The sequence below is a fragment of the Kribbella sp. NPDC003557 genome (assembly GCF_040610805.1).
In the GTDB taxonomy this organism is placed as follows: Bacteria; Actinomycetota; Actinomycetes; order Propionibacteriales; family Kribbellaceae; genus Kribbella.
Genome location: NZ_JBEXMY010000012.1, coordinates 59053 through 75132, shown reverse-complemented (window position 1 = coordinate 75132; position 16080 = coordinate 59053). Strand labels below are relative to the sequence as shown.

At 69.1% G+C, this 16080-nt stretch carries 20 protein-coding genes; 11 read left to right on the top strand and 9 right to left on the bottom strand.

The window, feature by feature from the left end; translation table 11 throughout:
* Nucleotides 1-357, top strand: a complete 357-nt coding sequence (locus ABZW60_RS37630) for a zf-TFIIB domain-containing protein (protein ID WP_355485230.1) — start codon at nucleotides 1-3, stop codon at nucleotides 355-357.
* Nucleotides 358-360: 3 nt separating this feature from the next.
* Here ABZW60_RS37630 and ABZW60_RS37625 read toward each other — a convergent pair whose 3' ends face one another.
* A complete protein-coding gene (locus ABZW60_RS37625; protein WP_355485228.1) occupies nucleotides 361-771 on the bottom strand; it encodes a PaaI family thioesterase in 411 nt (136 codons plus the stop codon).
* 61 nt (nucleotides 772-832) lie between these two features.
* On the opposite strand from ABZW60_RS37625, the gene ABZW60_RS37620 reads away from it, so the two are divergent.
* From ABZW60_RS37620 to ABZW60_RS37600, 5 genes are all read left to right on the top strand, one after another.
* Nucleotides 833-1297 carry a GNAT family N-acetyltransferase gene (locus ABZW60_RS37620; protein WP_355485226.1) on the top strand — a complete coding sequence of 155 codons (465 nt, stop codon included), beginning with the start codon at nucleotides 833-835 and terminating at the stop codon, nucleotides 1295-1297.
* Nucleotides 1298-1496: 199 nt separating this feature from the next.
* Nucleotides 1497-2498, top strand: coding sequence for an ATP-binding cassette domain-containing protein (locus tag ABZW60_RS37615; RefSeq protein WP_355485224.1), 1002 nt, complete (start codon nucleotides 1497-1499; stop codon nucleotides 2496-2498).
* Complete coding sequence (locus ABZW60_RS37610; protein WP_355485223.1) at nucleotides 2498-3310, top strand: ABC-2 family transporter protein; 813 nt, start codon at nucleotides 2498-2500, stop codon at nucleotides 3308-3310. The genes ABZW60_RS37615 and ABZW60_RS37610 overlap by 1 nt, the downstream gene beginning before the upstream one ends.
* Nucleotides 3307-4128, top strand: coding sequence for an ABC-2 family transporter protein (locus tag ABZW60_RS37605; protein ID WP_355485221.1), 822 nt, complete (start codon nucleotides 3307-3309; stop codon nucleotides 4126-4128). The genes ABZW60_RS37610 and ABZW60_RS37605 overlap by 4 nt, the downstream gene beginning before the upstream one ends.
* Before the next feature lie 45 nt (nucleotides 4129-4173).
* Nucleotides 4174-5223 carry a DNA polymerase IV gene (locus ABZW60_RS37600; protein ID WP_355485219.1) on the top strand — a complete coding sequence of 350 codons (1050 nt, stop codon included), beginning with the start codon at nucleotides 4174-4176 and terminating at the stop codon, nucleotides 5221-5223.
* Here the strand turns inward: ABZW60_RS37600 and ABZW60_RS37595 are convergent.
* Complete coding sequence (locus ABZW60_RS37595; RefSeq protein ID WP_355485462.1) at nucleotides 5182-6084, bottom strand: aminoglycoside phosphotransferase family protein; 903 nt, start codon at nucleotides 6082-6084, stop codon at nucleotides 5182-5184. The genes ABZW60_RS37600 and ABZW60_RS37595 overlap by 42 nt on opposite strands.
* Before the next feature lie 108 nt (nucleotides 6085-6192).
* On the opposite strand from ABZW60_RS37595, the gene ABZW60_RS37590 reads away from it, so the two are divergent.
* Nucleotides 6193-7449: a Fic family protein gene (locus ABZW60_RS37590; protein ID WP_355485217.1), complete on the top strand. Its 1257-nt coding sequence runs from the start codon at nucleotides 6193-6195 to the stop codon at nucleotides 7447-7449.
* Between the two features lie 325 nt (nucleotides 7450-7774).
* On the opposite strand, the gene ABZW60_RS37585 is transcribed toward ABZW60_RS37590, so the two are convergent.
* Complete coding sequence (locus tag ABZW60_RS37585; RefSeq protein WP_355485215.1) at nucleotides 7775-8614, bottom strand: amidohydrolase family protein; 840 nt, start codon at nucleotides 8612-8614, stop codon at nucleotides 7775-7777.
* Nucleotides 8615-8627: 13 nt separating this feature from the next.
* On the bottom strand, nucleotides 8628-9719 hold the full coding sequence (locus tag ABZW60_RS37580) for a mandelate racemase/muconate lactonizing enzyme family protein (RefSeq protein ID WP_355485213.1): 1092 nt from the start codon (nucleotides 9717-9719) through the stop codon (nucleotides 8628-8630).
* Nucleotides 9720-9842: 123 nt separating this feature from the next.
* On the opposite strand from ABZW60_RS37580, the gene ABZW60_RS37575 reads away from it, so the two are divergent.
* Genes ABZW60_RS37575 through ABZW60_RS37560 form a run of 4 tightly spaced genes read left to right on the top strand, consistent with a single transcriptional unit; the run spans nucleotide 9843 to nucleotide 12434 of the window.
* Nucleotides 9843-10550, top strand: a complete 708-nt coding sequence (locus tag ABZW60_RS37575) for a GntR family transcriptional regulator (protein WP_355485211.1) — start codon at nucleotides 9843-9845, stop codon at nucleotides 10548-10550.
* 15 nt (nucleotides 10551-10565) lie between these two features.
* Nucleotides 10566-11414, top strand: a complete 849-nt coding sequence (locus ABZW60_RS37570) for a fumarylacetoacetate hydrolase family protein (RefSeq protein ID WP_355485209.1) — start codon at nucleotides 10566-10568, stop codon at nucleotides 11412-11414.
* Nucleotides 11415-11448: 34 nt separating this feature from the next.
* Nucleotides 11449-12060, top strand: coding sequence for a class I SAM-dependent methyltransferase (locus ABZW60_RS37565; RefSeq protein ID WP_355485207.1), 612 nt, complete (start codon nucleotides 11449-11451; stop codon nucleotides 12058-12060).
* Nucleotides 12057-12434, top strand: a complete 378-nt coding sequence (locus ABZW60_RS37560; protein WP_355485205.1) for a VOC family protein — start codon at nucleotides 12057-12059, stop codon at nucleotides 12432-12434. Before ABZW60_RS37565 ends, ABZW60_RS37560 begins: the two co-directional genes overlap by 4 nt.
* A 4-nt stretch (nucleotides 12435-12438) precedes the next feature.
* Here the strand turns inward: ABZW60_RS37560 and ABZW60_RS37555 are convergent, their stop codons facing one another.
* The 5 genes from ABZW60_RS37555 to ABZW60_RS37535 form a co-directional block, all read right to left on the bottom strand.
* Nucleotides 12439-12819: a hypothetical protein gene (locus ABZW60_RS37555; RefSeq protein WP_355485203.1), complete on the bottom strand. Its 381-nt coding sequence runs from the start codon at nucleotides 12817-12819 to the stop codon at nucleotides 12439-12441.
* On the bottom strand, nucleotides 12816-14057 hold the full coding sequence (locus tag ABZW60_RS37550) for an alpha/beta hydrolase (protein WP_355485202.1): 1242 nt from the start codon (nucleotides 14055-14057) through the stop codon (nucleotides 12816-12818). The genes ABZW60_RS37555 and ABZW60_RS37550 overlap by 4 nt, the downstream gene beginning before the upstream one ends.
* 69 nt (nucleotides 14058-14126) lie before the next feature.
* Nucleotides 14127-14516 (bottom strand): hypothetical protein, encoded by a 390-nt coding sequence (locus ABZW60_RS37545; protein WP_355485200.1) that lies wholly within the window; start codon nucleotides 14514-14516, stop codon nucleotides 14127-14129.
* A gap of 56 nt (nucleotides 14517-14572) precedes the next feature.
* The gene (locus ABZW60_RS37540; RefSeq protein ID WP_355485198.1) at nucleotides 14573-14944 is read right to left on the bottom strand and encodes a hypothetical protein; all 372 of its coding nucleotides are present in this window, start codon (nucleotides 14942-14944) and stop codon (nucleotides 14573-14575) included.
* On the bottom strand, nucleotides 14941-16044 hold the full coding sequence (locus ABZW60_RS37535; RefSeq protein ID WP_355485196.1) for an alpha/beta hydrolase: 1104 nt from the start codon (nucleotides 16042-16044) through the stop codon (nucleotides 14941-14943). Before ABZW60_RS37535 ends, ABZW60_RS37540 begins: the two co-directional genes overlap by 4 nt.
* Between the last annotated feature and the right edge of the window lie 36 nt (nucleotides 16045-16080).

The following is a 16080-nucleotide window of genomic DNA, read 5'->3' as shown; positions in this document are numbered from 1 at the left end:
ATGGAGAGCCTGATCTGTCCCAAATGCCGTGGCGCGATGCGGACGTACGAGCGCAGCGGCATCACCGTCGACCAGTGCGGTGAGTGCCGCGGCATCTTCCTCGACCGGGGTGAGCTCGAGCACCTGGTGGACGCCGAGCTCAAGTACAACGCCCCGCAGGAGCCGCGGTACGAGGAGAAGCGGTACGAGGAGAAGCGCCGCTACGACGACCGCCGTGACGATCGCCGTGACGATCGCCGTGACGATCGCCGTGACGACCGGCGGTACGACGACGACCGCCGCTACGACCCGCGCTACGGCAACCAGTACCAGCACAAGAAAAAGAAGAAGTCGTTCCTCGAAGAGCTCTTCGACTGAGCGTCACCGACGACCGACGACGGTGCCCTGGGCGATCGCGCACAGGGTGCCGTCGCCGTTCTCGTCCAGGGTGACGAGATCGCACGTGCAGGTCGCCTGCCGGCCGCCCGCGTGCACGACCCTGGCCTCGGCCCGCAGCACGGCGCCCTGCGCCGGTCGGAGGTAGCTGATCGTGAAGCCACCGGTCAGCACGTCCGGGCCGAGGGCCGACCCGCCGGCGAACGTGATCGCGTTGTCGGCGGCGTAGCTCAGGACACCGCCGTGCAGGAAGCCGTTCTGCTGCCGCAGCTCGTCACGGATCGTCAGCTCGAGCGTCGCCGCACCATCGCCGAACGAGGTGAGCCGGGTCCCCAGCAGCACACTGAACGGCTGCTCGGCGAGCACCTTCGCGGCCAGTTCGAAAGTCAGCTCCATGCGATCAAGCTAACCCGGTTAGGTCCTGTCTGGATCACCAGACAGGGCCTAAGGTCAGCACGTGACGACACAGACGGCGCACCTGCGCCCGATCACCGATAACGAGTACCCGAGCTGGATGGAGCGCGCCGCCGCGTCGTTCGCTGCCGGTGTGGGACCGGCCCGCGGGCTGACGCCGGACGAGGCGCTCGCCGTCGCGTACGAGCAGACCGAGCAACTGCTGCCCGAAGGCCCGGCGACCGATCAGCAGCTGATCTGGATCGCCGTCGCCGGCGACGAGCCGGTGGGCAGTCTGTGGATCAGCACCAAGGCGAAGGTGCCGTTCATCTTCGGCATCGAGGTGGACCGCGCCCATCGCGGCAAGGGCTACGGCCGGGCGATCATGCTCGCCGGCGAGGAGGAGTGCCGCCGGCTCGGCTACACGCAGCTGGACCTGAACGTCTTCGGCGACAACACCACCGCGATCGCGTTGTACGACTCGCTCGGCTACGCGGTGATCTCGCAGCAGATGCGCAAGGACCTCTGAAAAAGCCGCTGGACGGCGCTTTCCGGCACGGCTTACCGTGGTCGGTGGCAGCCGCACGTCGGAAGGACCCACAGGGAGCGATGTCGACACCACGCCGAGATAACGGCTGATTCGGTGCTCGTCCTGCGCTCTGCGCGTTTGCGCGGTGGCGCTGCCCGGTCCTGCAATCAACCGACATTTTCGAAAGCGGTGTTGCTTCGTGACGCCTGTCATTTCGGCCCATGATCTGACCAAGACCTACACCTTTCACCAGCAGCGCGCCGGGCTCGGCGGTGCGCTGAAGAGCCTGGTGAAACGCAAGTACGAGACCCGGCTCGCCGTCGACCGGGTCACCTTCTCGATCGGGCCGGGCGAGGTCGTCGGACTGCTCGGGCCGAACGGCGCCGGCAAGACGACCACGCTGAAGATGCTGTCCGGCCTGCTCTACACCACCTCCGGCGAGCTGCAGGTGCTCGGCCACACGCCGTCGGACCGCAAGCACGACTACCTGCGCCGCATCGCGCTCGTCATGGGCCAGAAGACCATGCTGTGGTGGGACGTCCCGGCGATGGAGAGCCTCCTGCTGCACAAGGACATGTACGGCCTGTCCACCGCCGAGTTCGACCGCAACGTCGCGGAACTCGCGGAGCTGCTCGAGGTCGAGCACCTGCTGAACGTGCAGGTCCGCAAGACCTCACTGGGCGAGCGTATGAAGCTCGAGCTGATGGCGGCGCTCGTCCACGGCCCGGAGGTCCTGTTCCTGGACGAGCCGACGATCGGCCTGGACGTGGTCGCGAAGGCCCGGGTCCGCTCGTTCCTCGCCGACCTGAACAAGGTGCGCGGGACGACGATCCTGATCACCAGCCACGACATGGACGACATCGAGGCGCTCTGTTCGCGGGTGATGATCATCGACCACGGCCGGCTGCAGTTCGACGGCGGGCTCGACGAGCTCGTCCGTACGGCGCGTCCGCGCAAGCTCGTCCGGGCGACGTACGCGACCTCGGTCGACGCCGGCCCGCTGAGCGGCCTGGACGGCGTGGCCGCGGTCGAGGCGTCCGGGCAGACGATCGAGCTCGAGGCCGACCGTGAGCAGGCCGGTGTGGTGATGGAGCAACTGACCCGGCTCGGCCCGCTGGTCGACCTCGACGTGTCGGACGCGGACATCGAGGACATCATGCGCGACCTGTTCCTGCGCCGCAGCACGCTCGGAGACGCGTGATGAGCACGATGGCGCGCAACGTCCGCGTCGTACGGCGGATGACCGCGGCCGAGATCGCCCAGCAGTCGGTGTACCGCGGCGCGTGGATCATCTTCATGCTGGCCAACATCACCATGCCGATCATCTCGCTGCTGATCTGGCGGACGGCGCTCGCGAGCGGGGCCCAGCTGCCGGTCGACGAGCGGTACGTCACGACGTACTTCGTGCTGCTGGGCTTCGTCACGATGGCGACGTCGTCGTGGATGGCGGGGTTCCTGGCCCAGGACATCCGGCTCGGGAAGCTGTCCAGCTGGATGATCCGGCCGGCGTCGCTGCTGGTCGGGTTCGTCGCGAACAACCTGTCGGAGAAGTTCCTCAAACTGTTCGCGCTGGTGCCGATGATCGGCATCGTCTGGTGGATCTTCCGTGACTCGATGACCATCCCGGCCGGACCGGGACGCTGGGCGCTGTTCGCGGTCAGCATCCTGCTCGGGGCGATGCTGGTGTTCACGATCGACATCCTGATCGCGTCCCTGGCGTTCTGGATGGACGACGTGAGCGCGCTCGTGCAGGCCCGGGTGATCGTCGCGAGCGTGCTGTCCGGCGCCGTCGTCCCGCTGGCGCTGATGCCGGCGTGGTCCAAGGGATTCGTCGACCACCAGCCGTTCCGGTACACGGTGTCGTTCCCGGTCGAGATCGTCGCGGGTCAGCTGACCGGGCGCGAACTGCTGGTCGGGCTGGGGATCCAGCTCGGGTACGTCGTGGTCTTCGCGGCGATCGCCCGGCTGGTGTGGTCCGCCGGGATCCGTGCGTACTCGGCGGTGGGCGCATGAACACGCTGGACCCGACCTGGTGGCACAAGCAATGGCGGCATCTGCGGCTGTGGCGGCGCTTCTTCGCGCAGGCCGTGGTGCGGGAAACACATTTCCGTGCGCATTTCCTGACCACACTGCTCGTCGGCCTGGTACAGCTCGGGCTCGGCATCGTGCCGACGCTGCTGCTGTTCGGGTTCACGAACGAGGTGCACGGCTGGTCGCGGGCCGAGGTGATCGCGCTGGTCGGGGTGTTCCAGATCGTCACCGGGCTGATGGCGACGTTCGTCGCGCCGAACCTGAACCGGATGACGACGTACCTGACCGAGGGCGAGCTGGACGGCGTGCTGCTGCGGCCGGTGTCGAGCCAGTTCTACCTGACCCTGCGGTGGATCAACGTCGCGGAGCTGACGAACGTTGCCAGTGGCATCGTTGTGCTGGTGATCGGCCTGGTGCAGGCGGACATCGCGTTCGGCGCCGGTCAGGTCGTGCAGGCTGTTGTGCTGGTCGTCTGCGGTCTGGTGCTGCTGACCGCGGTCTGGTCGGCGCTGTCGTTCCTGGCGTTCTGGCTGCAGTCGGTGAACCCGATCGGGTTCGTGTACCTGAACCTGATGGAAGCCGGGCGGTACCCGCTGGTCTTCTTCCCGGTCGCGGTCCGGACGTTCCTGACGTTTGCGTTCCCGGTGGCGTTCGCGACGACGTTCCCGGTGCAGGCGCTGTCGGGCGATCTCGGCTGGGGGACGGTGGCGACGGGTGTCGCTCTCGCGGTCGTGGCTCAAGGGCTGGTGCGGCTGGTGTGGCGGCGCGGGCTGCTGACGTACTCCAGTGCGTCCAGCTGATGTGGTTACCTGTCAGCTATGAGCTGGTGGCTCCTACATGTGGACATGGATCAGTTCATCGCTGCTGTCGAGATCCGGCGGCGGCCTGAGCTTCGCGGGCTGCCGGTCGTGGTGGGCGGGTCCGGCGACCCGACCCAGCCACGGCAGGTGGTCGCCACGGCGTCGTACGAGGCGCGGGAGTACGGCGTGCACTCCGGGATGCCGGTGCGGGCGGCGTACAAGAAGTGTCCCGAGGCCGTCTTCCTCCCGTCGGACCCGGCCGCCTACGAAGCCGCGTCGACCGAGGTGATGGACACGCTGCGGTCCTTCCCGGTCGTCGTCGAGGTCTGGGGCTGGGACGAGTGCTTCGTCGGCGCCGAGACCGACGACCCGGAATCGCTGGCTCGTTCGTTGCGGTCGGCCGTGGCCGCGCAGACGGGACTGACGTGCTCGGTCGGGATCGGCGACAACAAGACCCGTGCCAAACTCGCGACCGGCTTCGCCAAGCACGAACGGTCCCACGCCGAACCGTTCGAAGGCGCCGCGGGCGGAGCCGGCATCTACCGCCTGACCGCCGCCAACTGGCGCGAGGTGATGGACCACCGCCCCGTCCGCGACCTCTGGGGCATCGGCCCCCGGATGGAGCGCAACCTCGCCGAACTGGCCATCACCACCGTCGCCGACCTCGCCGCCGCCGACCTCGACGTCCTGAAGAAACGCTTCGGCCCGAAGATGGGCACCTGGTACGCCGCCCTGGGCCGCGGCCTGGGCGACACCGAGGTCACCGACGTACCCCGCGAACCCGTCTCCCGCAGCCACGAAGAAACCTTCGCCACCGACCTGGTCGAACGGCCGGACATCGAACGCGAGCTCCACCGCATCGCCACCGAGGTCACCCAGGAGGTCGTCGCCGACGGCCGCACGATCCAGCGCGTATCGGTCAAGATCCGCTTCATCAGCTTCTACACCCCGATCAAGAGCCGCAAACTCCCCGAGCCGACCCAAGACCCGTCGGTCGTCGCAGCCACCGCGCTGACCTTGCTGGACAAGTTCGAACTACGCCGCCCGATCCGGCTACTGGGTGTCCGCGTGGAATTCGTCCCGCCCGACAGCTAGGACCTTCGCCATCGCGTCGTAGCTTTCCTTGACGGTTTCATGCTTGCCGAGCCGATACCGCTCCAGGCGGATCGCCGCGAGGTGGCGGGCTTCGTAGATCGCCGCTCGCCGGGTCGCGTCCGGCGATCGGTCCAGATCGCCGTACGACTGCCAGAACGCTTCCCGCTCGTCGTCCTTCGCCTGCGCCATCCGGATCGTCCAGTCGGCCGCCGGATCGCCGAACTCGGTCCGGTCGAAGTCGAGGACTCCGGAGATCCGCGGCTCGGGCGCGTCGGCGTCCAGGAGGCAGTTCACCGTCCACAGATCACCCGTCAACAGCCGCGGCTCCCGCACCTCGTCGAGCGTCGCCCGGTGCTCTGCCGCCAACGCGACCGCCTCTCGTACGTCGGACGCGTCGAGTCCCACCTGCTCGATGTCGTCGGCGATCTGCGTCAGCGATGCGATCACGACCTCGCTCCAGGACGCGTACGCCGGCCCGCCCGGGCGCCCGAAGTGCGGCCCGCGGACGTCGTGCACGGTCCGCGCGATCGCGCCGAGCTGCCGGAAGAACGTCGTACGCCCCGCCCGCGGATACCGCCCGAGTTGCTCCGGCGCCGGCACACCGGGCAAGCAGCTCTGAATCATCCAGTCCCGATCCACCACCTCGTGCGACCAGTCCACAGCCAGCACCCGCGGCATCAGCTCCGCAATCCCCGCGAGCCAGGGGAGGCTGGCGTACTCGTTCCGCATCAGCCCCCGCTCAGACCCGAACTGCACCCCCGCCTCCGGCGCAACCCGAAGAACCACCGCCTCGTCCCACCCCGCCAGCTCGACCCGATAAACGCTGTTGTACCCACCGAACCCCAGCTCAACAGCCCGCACCGGCACGCCGCCCACCCCGAACGCCCGCCGACAAACAGCCTCGACCTCAGCACCCGTCAGCCCACGCTGAAACGCGCCGACGTCCCGCGAAAAAGGCTGAAACTCCACTTGCCCCTCGCTTATATAACTTTATTGAAAGAAAGTTGTATAGTGGACAATGTGCACCAACCCACTGAGCCTCAGCTCGCGGTCGGCTGGGAGCGCTGCGACTGGGACGAGGGCGATACTCCCATGTCCCGTCGTGAACGGGCCGAGGCACAGGGCCCGTATCTGGCCTCCATCCCGCCCGCCATCTCCGGCATGGGTTTCGACATCCCCTCCGCTGTCGCCGCCGAAGCTGAAGATGCCTTGGTCGAGATCTCTCGGTTCGATGCCGAGTTGGCCGCGTCCCTGCCGCGCGCTGACGGCGAGCTCGCGCCGCTCGCCGTGGTCCTGCTGCGCACCGAGTCGGCGTCGTCGTCGCAGATCGAAGGGGTGACAGCCGGAGCGAAGGCGCTGGCCATCGCCACGCTGAACGAGTCCGCGGGGCAGAACGCACAAATGGTCGCCGCCAACGTAGAGGCCATGCAGAAGGCGATCGACCTCGCCGATGACCTCAGTACGGCTTCCATCCTCGCCGCCCACCGCGCACTGATGCACGACCAGCCGTACGCACTCCCCGGACGACTGCGCGACGGCCAGGTGTGGATCGGTGGCGGCCCGACCCCGCACACCGCGACGTTCGTCCCTCCACTGCACGAACGGGTCCCGGCGCTGATGGACGATCTCGTCACGTTCTGCAAGCGGACCGACATTCCAGTCCTCACCCAGGTCTCGATCGCGCACGCCCAGTTCGAGACGATCCACCCGTTCAACGACGGGAACGGACGTACTGGCCGGACGCTCGTGCATGCGATGCTGCGCCGCTCCGGCGTGACCCGGCGCCTGACGGTCCCGGTCTCGGCGGGCCTGCTCACCGACACCGATGCATACTTCGCGGCGCTCGGTTCGTACCGCGAGGGTGACCCGACGCCGATCATCACGCAGTTCAGCCGCGCGTCATTCGCTGCCGTGGGCAACGGCCGGCGACTGGTCGGCGACCTCACCGGGATCTACGCGACCTGGCAGGAGATTGTCCCGTCCCGAAAGGGCTCTGCCGCCCGCCGCCTCCTGCCACACCTGCTCAGCCAGCCCGCGGTCACCGTCAAGCACATCCAGAACCACCTCGACGTCTCACAACCGGCCGCACAGCGCGCCGTCGACCAACTCGTCGAAGCGCAAGTCCTCAAGCAGATCTCGACGGGAAAGCGCGACCGAGCCTGGATCGCACACGAGGTCATCTCCGCCCTCGACAACTTCGCCTCCCGCTCCGGCCGCCGCGGCTGACAGTCCCGCGGCGTTCAGAGTTCGGGCCTGGATCCCACCGGACGGCGGAATAGATCAGACTTGTCGGGTCCCAGCCGACCGGCGCAGGGCCAGCGGCGCAAGCCGTTCGAACAAGTGCATAGTCGCCACATGACGCACTGCCACGCCCACGCCGGCCTTGTAGTCGCCTGCGCGGCAGCGCGAATCGCGGGCGGCAGCCCGCAACGAGCCGGCGCCAGCCGGACGCGGATGCACGGCGCTAAGCCGGGGGTGGGTGGGTAGCGCGTGGAGCGGGCGCGGTGAGGAGCGTAGCGACGAAGTTAGCGCCTGCGTAGCGCGCGGGGGGCTACAGCTTGTAGGTGTGGGTGGCTGTGGTGGTGAAGATGGCTTCTTGTTCGGTGGGGGTCAGGGCGGCGGTCAGGGTTTGGGCGGTTTCGACCACCTCGGCGTATGTCGCGGCGAGTAGGCAGACTGGCCAGTCGGAGCCGAACATGACTCGGTCGGGGCCGAAGGCGTCCAGGACGGTGTCGGCGTACGGCTGGAGGTCAGCGGGTTTCCAGGTGGTCCACGGGGCCTCGGTGACCATGCCGGAGAGTTTGCAGGTGACGTTGGGGAGAGCAGCCAGCTCGCGGAGGTGCGAAGCCCACGGCGACAACGGCTCGCCGATGACGGGCTTGGAGATGTGGTCGACGACGAAGGTGAGCTGCGGCAGGTTGCGCGCCGTCTGGATCGCCGCCGGGAGGTGTGGGGTTTTCGTGAGGAGGTCGTACGCCAGACCAGCCTCCGCGACAGCCGCCAGACCCCGCTGTACGTCGGGGCGCAGCAACCAGTTCACGTCCGGCTCGTCGTGGACCTGATGCCGGATCGCCTTCAAATACGAGCCGTCCGGACGGGACAACAATCCGTCGAGGACGTCGGCGACATCAGCCGCGGTGAGGTCGGCCCACCCCACGACACCCGCCACCAAATCGTTGCCAGAGGCAATCTCCAGGAACTCGGCAGTCTCCTCGACGAGCCCGACGGTCTGCACGAGGACCGTTGCGGTGACGTCGGCCGCCGTCGCCAGCGGGGTCAGGTCCTCCAGGGAGAAGTTGCGCCGGATCGGGTCCAGCTCCGGTCCGACCATCCAGGACTGTTCACGCACGGTCAGGTCCCAGACGTGGTGATGTGCGTCGACCCTGCTCATCAGCAGCCTCTCCTCATCCGACCCGGCGGTCGTCGATGGCGTCCTGGTTCCAGTCGATTCCGAGACCGGGGGTGTCCGGAGCGACCGCGTGCCCGTCGACGATATCCATCTCGGTCGACGTGATCGCCCGCAGTTGCGGGATGTGCTCGACGTACCGGCCGTTGGGTACGGCGGCCGTCAGGCTCACGTGCAGCTCCATCAGGAAGTGCGGGCAGACCTCGAGGTTGAACGTCTCCGCGAGGTGCGCGACCTTCAGCCACGGCGTGATGCCGCCGATCCGCGCCACGTCCACCTGGACGATCCCCGCGCCACCGGCAGCGACGTACTCCCGGAACTGCGAGACGGAGTACAGCGACTCACCGACGGCGATCGGAATCGAGGTCCCGGCGGCGAGCCGCACGTGTCCGGTCACGTCGTCGGCCGGCAGCGGCTCCTCGAACCAGGACAGGTCCACGGACTCGAAGGCCGCGGCCCGGCGGAGAGCCTCGGGGTACGTCATCGACTGGTTCGCGTCGACCATGATGTCCATCGCGGGTCCGACGGCGTCCCGGACGGCCCGTAGCCGCTCCAGGTCCTCGTGGACCCGCGGTTTCCCGACCTTCAGCTTCACCCCAGGCCAGCCGGCCTTCTGCGACGCCAGCGCGCCGGCGACGAGCTCATCGGTTGTCAGGTGCAACCAACCACCCTCGGTGTCGTACAGCGGCACGCGCTGCCGGTACCCGCCCGCCAGCCGCCACAGCGGCTCCCCGGCCCGTAGGCACCGCAGGTCCCACAGCGCCGTGTCGACGGCAGCCAGCGCCAGGGAGGTGATCGCCCCGACGGTCGTGGCGTGGGTGGACCAGAACAGGTCGGACCAGACCGCCTCGACGTTGCGCGCATCCGCACCGACCAGGCGCGGCAGCAGGTGGTCGCGGAGCAGCGCGAGGACGGCGGTGCCGCCGGTGCCGATCGTGTACGAGTACCCGAGCCCGGTCAGCCCGTCCGCCGTGGACAGCGAGACGAAGATCGTCTCCTGTTTGAGGAACGACTGCACGGCGTCGGTCCGGACGGTCTCGACCTCGAGGTCGACGAGATAGGCCTCGGCCCGGACGATCGCCGTACTCACATTGCCTCCCAAGATCCTATAGGATATTGCGCAACCTGATGCTGCCGCTTCACACTGGACGCGTCAAGACGGACCGCGAGTCGGACTGCCCGTCGGGCAGAATGCTTCCCGGGAGGAGTGAAGGTGACTGATGCGCATGTAGGTCTGGCCGGGCAGCTCAGCCGCCTGCCCCAGCGTCAGGTGCTCAGCGACGACGTCTACGAGACGGTCAAGGGCCTGATCATGGACAGCGTGGTCGAGCCCGGGACCCGGTTGAACATCGACGCGCTGACCCGTGAGCTGGGCATTTCGCAGACCCCGATCCGGGAGTCGCTGGCCCGGCTGGAGTCCGACGGCCTGGTGATCAAGGAGCCGCTGCGGGGGTACCGGGTGTCGTCCCGGCTGACCCGCGACGAGTTCGAGGACCTCTTCGAGTACCGGCTGCACATCGAGCCGTGGGCGGCCGGGCGGGCCGCCGATCGGGTGGGCGCCGACGATCTGGCCCGGCTCAAGGCGGAGATGCTGAGCTACACCGACGTGCCGGACCGCCCGTCGTACGAGAGCTACCGGGCGATGGCCGCGCACGACCAGCGGTTCCACGACCTGGTGCTGGAGCTGTCCGGGAACGAAACGGCCCGGCTGTCCTTCCAGCGGACACACTGCCACCTGCACCTGTTCCGGCTGTACTACGGTGGCGGCATCGCGACGAAGGCGTTGCGAGAGCACAAGGCAGTGGTGACCGCCGTCCGCAAGGGTGATCCGGAGGAGGCGTCCGCGGCGATGCGGTCGCACATCGAGGCCTCCCGCGCCCGGCTGCGGCCGATGTTCGACGCCACGACCAAGTCTGACTGATCCAGGGAGACACCTGTGGAACTGCTCCGCCTCGGCGCGGTCGGTGAGGAGCGCCCGTACGTGCGCGCCGCCGACGGCACCGTTCACGACCTGACCCCGCTGACCGCCGACATCGACGGTGCGTTCCTGGCCGCCGACGGCGTCGCCCGGACCCGTGCCGCGCTCGAGGCCGGCGAGCTGCCGGTCGCCGAGACCGAGGGCCTGCGGGTCGGCGCGCCGGTCGCCCGGCCGGGCGCCGTGGTGTGCATCGGCCAGAACTACGCGGCGCACGCCGCCGAGTCCGGCGCCGAGCCGCCGAAGCAGCCGATCGTGTTCTTCAAGCACCCGAACACCGTCGTCGGCCCGTACGACGAGGTGCTGGTGCCGCGCGGCTCCGCGAAGACCGACTGGGAGGTCGAGCTCGCGGTGGTGATCGGCAAGCAGGCGCGGTACGTCGAGACCGACGAGGACGCGCTTGCCTGCATCGCCGGCTACACCGTGTCGAACGACGTGTCCGAGCGCGCGTTCCAGATCGAGGTGTCCGGCGGCCAGTGGTCGAAGGGCAAGTGCTGCGAGACGTTCAACCCGCTCGGCCCGGCGCTGGTGCCGGCCGACGAGGTCGACCCGACCAACCTGAACCTGCGCTCCTGGGTGAACGGCGAGCCGCGGCAGGACTCCAACACGTCGGACATGATCTTCTCGGTCGCCGCGCTGATCCGCGACCTGTCGCAGTACATGGTGCTCAGCCCCGGCGACATCGTGAACACCGGTACGCCGGAGGGCGTGGCGCTGTCCGGCCGGTTCCCGTACCTGTCGCCGGGCGACGAGATGGAGATGGAGATCGAGGGCCTCGGCCGGCAGAAGCAGTCCCTCGGCAAGGCCTGAAAAACTGTCCCCGGCCGTCCCTAGGGTCGGCCGGGTGACCGATTATCTGGCTGATATCAGCACCTCTTACGACAACGTCGCGGTTTCGTACGCCGAGCTCGTGGCGGACGGCGCCGACGGCGAGGAAACGGCCTTCGACCTGCTCGCCGGGCTCGTTCCGGCTGGGGGCCTGGTGCTGGATGTCGGCTGCGGGCCGGGGCGGACGACCGGGCTGCTGGCCGGGCGCGATCTGCGGGTCGTCGGGATCGACCTGTCCCCCGGGATGATCGGGGTCGCCCGCCGCGACCACCCGGACCTCGACTTCCGGGTCGGTTCGATGACCGCGCTCGACCTCCCGGACGGCTCGGTCTCCGGCATCGTGTCCTGGTGGTCGATCATCCACCTGCCGCGTGACGTCGTCCCACAGGCGTTCGCCGAGTTCCACCGGGTCCTCGCGCCCGGCGGCGTGCTGCTGATCGGGTTCCACGTCGGCACCGAGTCCACCCACAAGACCTCCGGGTACGGCGGGCATCCGATGAACATCCACGTCCACCGGTGGACCGCCCCGGCCCTGACCGAGCGGGCCGTCGCCGCCGGGCTCACGCCGTACCCGTCGGAGCTTCCGGAGGACCGGTTGCTCTTCCGGAAAGTAGCCTCTGGGGCATGACTTCTCGCGTGCGAACGGTGACGTTCGATGCCCACGATCCGTACGAGCTGGCCGGTTTCTGGCTGCAGGTCCTGCGTGCCGAGCGCCCCGAGGACGACCATCCCGGCGACCCGTACGCCGCCGTGCCCACCGACGGTCTGACGGTCCTGTTCGAGCAGAACAACGACGAGAAGTCGGTCAAGAACCGGGCCCACCTGGACCTCGAGCCCGACACCACCCGTGACGAGGAAGTCGAGTGGCTGCTCACCCTCGGCGCCACCATCGCTCACGACCGCCGTGAACCCGACGGCACCGGCTGGGTCGTCATGCAGGACCCCGAAGGCAACGAGTTCTGCGTCCTCCGCAGCGCCGCCGAACGCGCGGCGACCAGCTGACGGTCTACTCCGGGATCGACGGCGTCTCGCCGGACAGGGTGAGGCGCCAGTCGTCGTCCCAGCCGTGCACGGTGACCTGGAAGCCGTTGAACTGCGCGGTGGCCCGATGGTGACCGTTCTCCACCGGCTCGGAGGCGGTCTGCCAGCCGCGGGCGGTCAGGGCGGCGGCGGCCGCGGCGACCTGTCCGGCGGGGTCGACCACGGCCGGGTTGCCGTTCTCGACCGTGATCGAGCAGACCGTGTCCGGTCCGCTGCCGTCGGACATCACGCCCGGGTTCACCGGGCCGGCGTCGTGGGCGACGATGCCCTCGAAGCCCGGCACGGCGGCCGCGGCGGCGGTGAGGAGCTCGGCGCGAAGGAAGTCGCGGGCCTCGGTCAACGTCATCGTTCAGGTCCTTCCTGCTGCCGCGAACGCTGGGTCCCTTCGAGGACAGTCTTCCTCGACGGTGTCGACGCGACCGTTCGCAGCGTCGCGAGTCCGTCGAACGCCTTGGAGATCGGCACTGCCACGGAGGACTGGCCGAGCGTACGCAACGGCCCGGCCCAGGACATTCCCAGCATCCGGGTCTCCTCGGCGGGCGTGGTCCGGGCCGCCAGGGTCACCGCGTCCAGCTCGCCGCGGACGATCCGGCCGACGTTCTTCATCGACTCGCTGTTCTTGGCGAAGTAGGCCATGTGGCCGGTGATCTGCACCTGCTCGTTGTCGGTCTTGATCCGGACGACATCGGCGAACGACGCCGGATCGGGGCCGTGCTGCTCGGCGTACGACACGTAGTCGCCGCGCGACCGCGCCACCGCGAAGAGTTCGGTACCGGGCGGGGTCAGCTGAGCTGCCGAGGTGACGGCCGGGTCGACACCGGGACTGCCGGTCAGCAGGTACCGGTGGGCGCGGGCCCCCTGCAGCATGGCCCGGCTGACGACCTGCGCGCCGTAACTGTTGCCGATCAGCGTGACCTTCGCAGCCGCTGATCGCACCATCGCGAGCCCCTCCTGGAAGCGGCACAGCAACGGCGCCGCTGCCCGGGCGCTCTCGGTGGATCTGCCCTGGGTCAGCCCGAGCGGCGCGTGGTACCCGAGCCAGACGACCGTCGCCGTCCCCGGGCCGGCCTCCTCACCGATCTCCTTCGCCCGCACCGACTGCGATCGCACCCGCTCGAGGTCGTTGTTCATCCCCGGCACCAGGACGGCGATGTTCTTGGCGGTCCGCAGATCGCCCTGGACCTCGATCATCCGGCCCTGACCCTCGGGGTCGACGAGCAGGAACTGCCGGGGAACCTCCACCTCGACACGGTTGCCGTCGTCGTCGACGTCCAGGCGCGTCCGGGCCGGCTTCAGCATCTCGTTGAGTGTCACCAGCCGCCGGCGCTGCGCGAGGGTCGCCTGCCGGTTCTCGACCAGCGCGTGCAGCCGCTGCTGTGCCGCGCGCAGGATCAGGTGATTGGAGCGGTACCGCAGCTCGATCGGCGCGCCCTCCAACGGCCCGACCTGCTCCGGCCGGCTCTCCGCCAGGGCGGTCGCCGCTTCGGCGGGCAGCGCCCGGAAGAACGCGTCCACCTCCGCGACCGCCCGGTCGTGCGGCAGATCCCGCACCCGGACGATCAGCGCATCGAGGTCCTCGGACATCCCTCACCTCACGAGACACGGCGACAAACGCTTGCCGGTGCATCGTAAGTGAGGAGGGTGGCCGTCCTGCTACAGCTCGTCGACGTACGGGGTCTGGCCGGTGAAGGTCAGGCGCCAGTCGGTCGTCCGGGCGGTGGCGGTGAGGTCGTAGCCCTGGCGGCGGGCGGTGAGCTCGTGGCGGCCTTCACTCGGCTCGGACACGGTCACCTTCCAGCCGCGGGACTCCAGGGTTTCGGCGGCGAAACCGATCTGGGCCTCGGGGTCGGGCGCGGCGGTGGTCGGGTCGCCGGTCTCGACGGTGATCGTGCAGACCGACTCGGGGCCGCTCTCGTCGGACAGCGCGCCTTGGTCGACGGGGCCGACGTCCTGTGTCACCGTCGGCTTCTGGTCAGGGACGACGGTCGCCGCCACCGCGAGGAGTTCCGAGCGGAGGAAGTTGCGGGCTTCGGTCAGGGTCACGCTTCCGTGATACACCGTGCGGCCAAGGCTCGCGAGGACACGCCGCGTTTCGGCCGTCAAGAAACGACCGGTGTCTCCCCGGTGAACGTTATCCGCCAGTCCGTCGCCCACGCATGGACCGCGACGTCGAAGCCGTCACGGGTGGCGGCGACACGGAAGTGGCCGTCCTCCGGAGGTACGACGTCCGCGGTCCAGCCTCGCGCACGGAGGGCTGCGGCCGCCGCGTCGACCGCCGCGGACGGGTCAGGCGCTTTCGGGTTGCCGGTCTCGACGGTGACGCGGCAGACCGTGGCCGTGCCGCGGCCGTCGAACAGGACGCCGGGGTTCACCGGCCCCGGGTCGTGCGTGACGACCGGACGCTGATCCGGTACGACGGCTTCCGCCACCGCGAGCAACTCGCTGCGCAGGAACTCCCGGTCGTTCGTCATCGCTGCCGCCCTCCCGGGCCTCGTGCCGCGCCGTTCGTCCGGTTCGCCGCGGGCTGCCCGGCGGCGGTGCCGGCCGACTGTTTGGACGGCTTGGTGAGCGCCACGATTCCGTCGTACACCCTCGAGGCCGCGCTCGCGACACCGTTCAGCGCACCGCCCCACGACGTACCGAGGAAGAGTTTCGTCTCGGTCGCCCGGCTGGTGTTCGTCGTGGTGATCTGCTGGAGGGCGCCCCGGACCACGCGGCCGATGTTGCGCAGGGCCTCGCTGTTCGGCCGGTAATACTCGTTGTGCCAGTGCACCGACACCGGGTCGTCGCCGCGCGGATCGGCGGTCGCCATCCGGATCCCGTCCGGGAACGTCGCCGGATCGGGCCCGTGCCATTCGGAGTACGACACGTAGTCGCCCGGCGCGCGCTCGGTGTACAACCGGGTCGGCGGCTGCACGAAATCCGCCGCCTCGTCGACGTACTTCGCGATGCCCGGCGATCCCGTCATCACCAGCCGTTTCGGCCGGGCGCCCGCCATCACCGCCTGCGCGGCCACGTCGGTGCCGTACGAGTGCGCGACCAGCGTGACGTCGGTGTCGTCCGCCTTCAGCTCGTCGAGCTCGTTCAGGAATCCCGCCAGCCGGGGGCCGCCCTCGATCGCCGCGTCCTTGCTCGCGGCCTCCACCAGGCCGTGCGGCGAGTCGTAGTCGAGCCACACCACGACCGCCGTACCCGGGCCGGCTTCCTGCTTGATCAAGCCACCGCGGTCCGACTGGCCGCGGAACGTGTCGAGGCTGTTCCCCATGCCGGGGACCAGCACCGCGACGTTCTCCGCCTGCCGGAGATCGCCGAGCACCTCGACCGCGCGCCCCTGGCCGTCGGGGTCCACCGAGTAGAACTGCCGCGGCCGCTCCACCTCGACGACGTTGCCGTCGGCATCCTGCTCGGACACCTTGACGGGAGTGAGCAGCTCCTCGATCGTCGCCAGCCGCTTCGTGTCCGCGTCACTCGCGGTCCCGTCGTCGACCGCGGACTGCAGGCGGTCGCGCGCCGCGACGAGCAAGGCATGGTTCGCACGGAACCGCTCGGCAAGCTGGTCCGACTCAGCCATCGTGACTCCCCGTGACAGCCGGTCACCTGGGCGTGT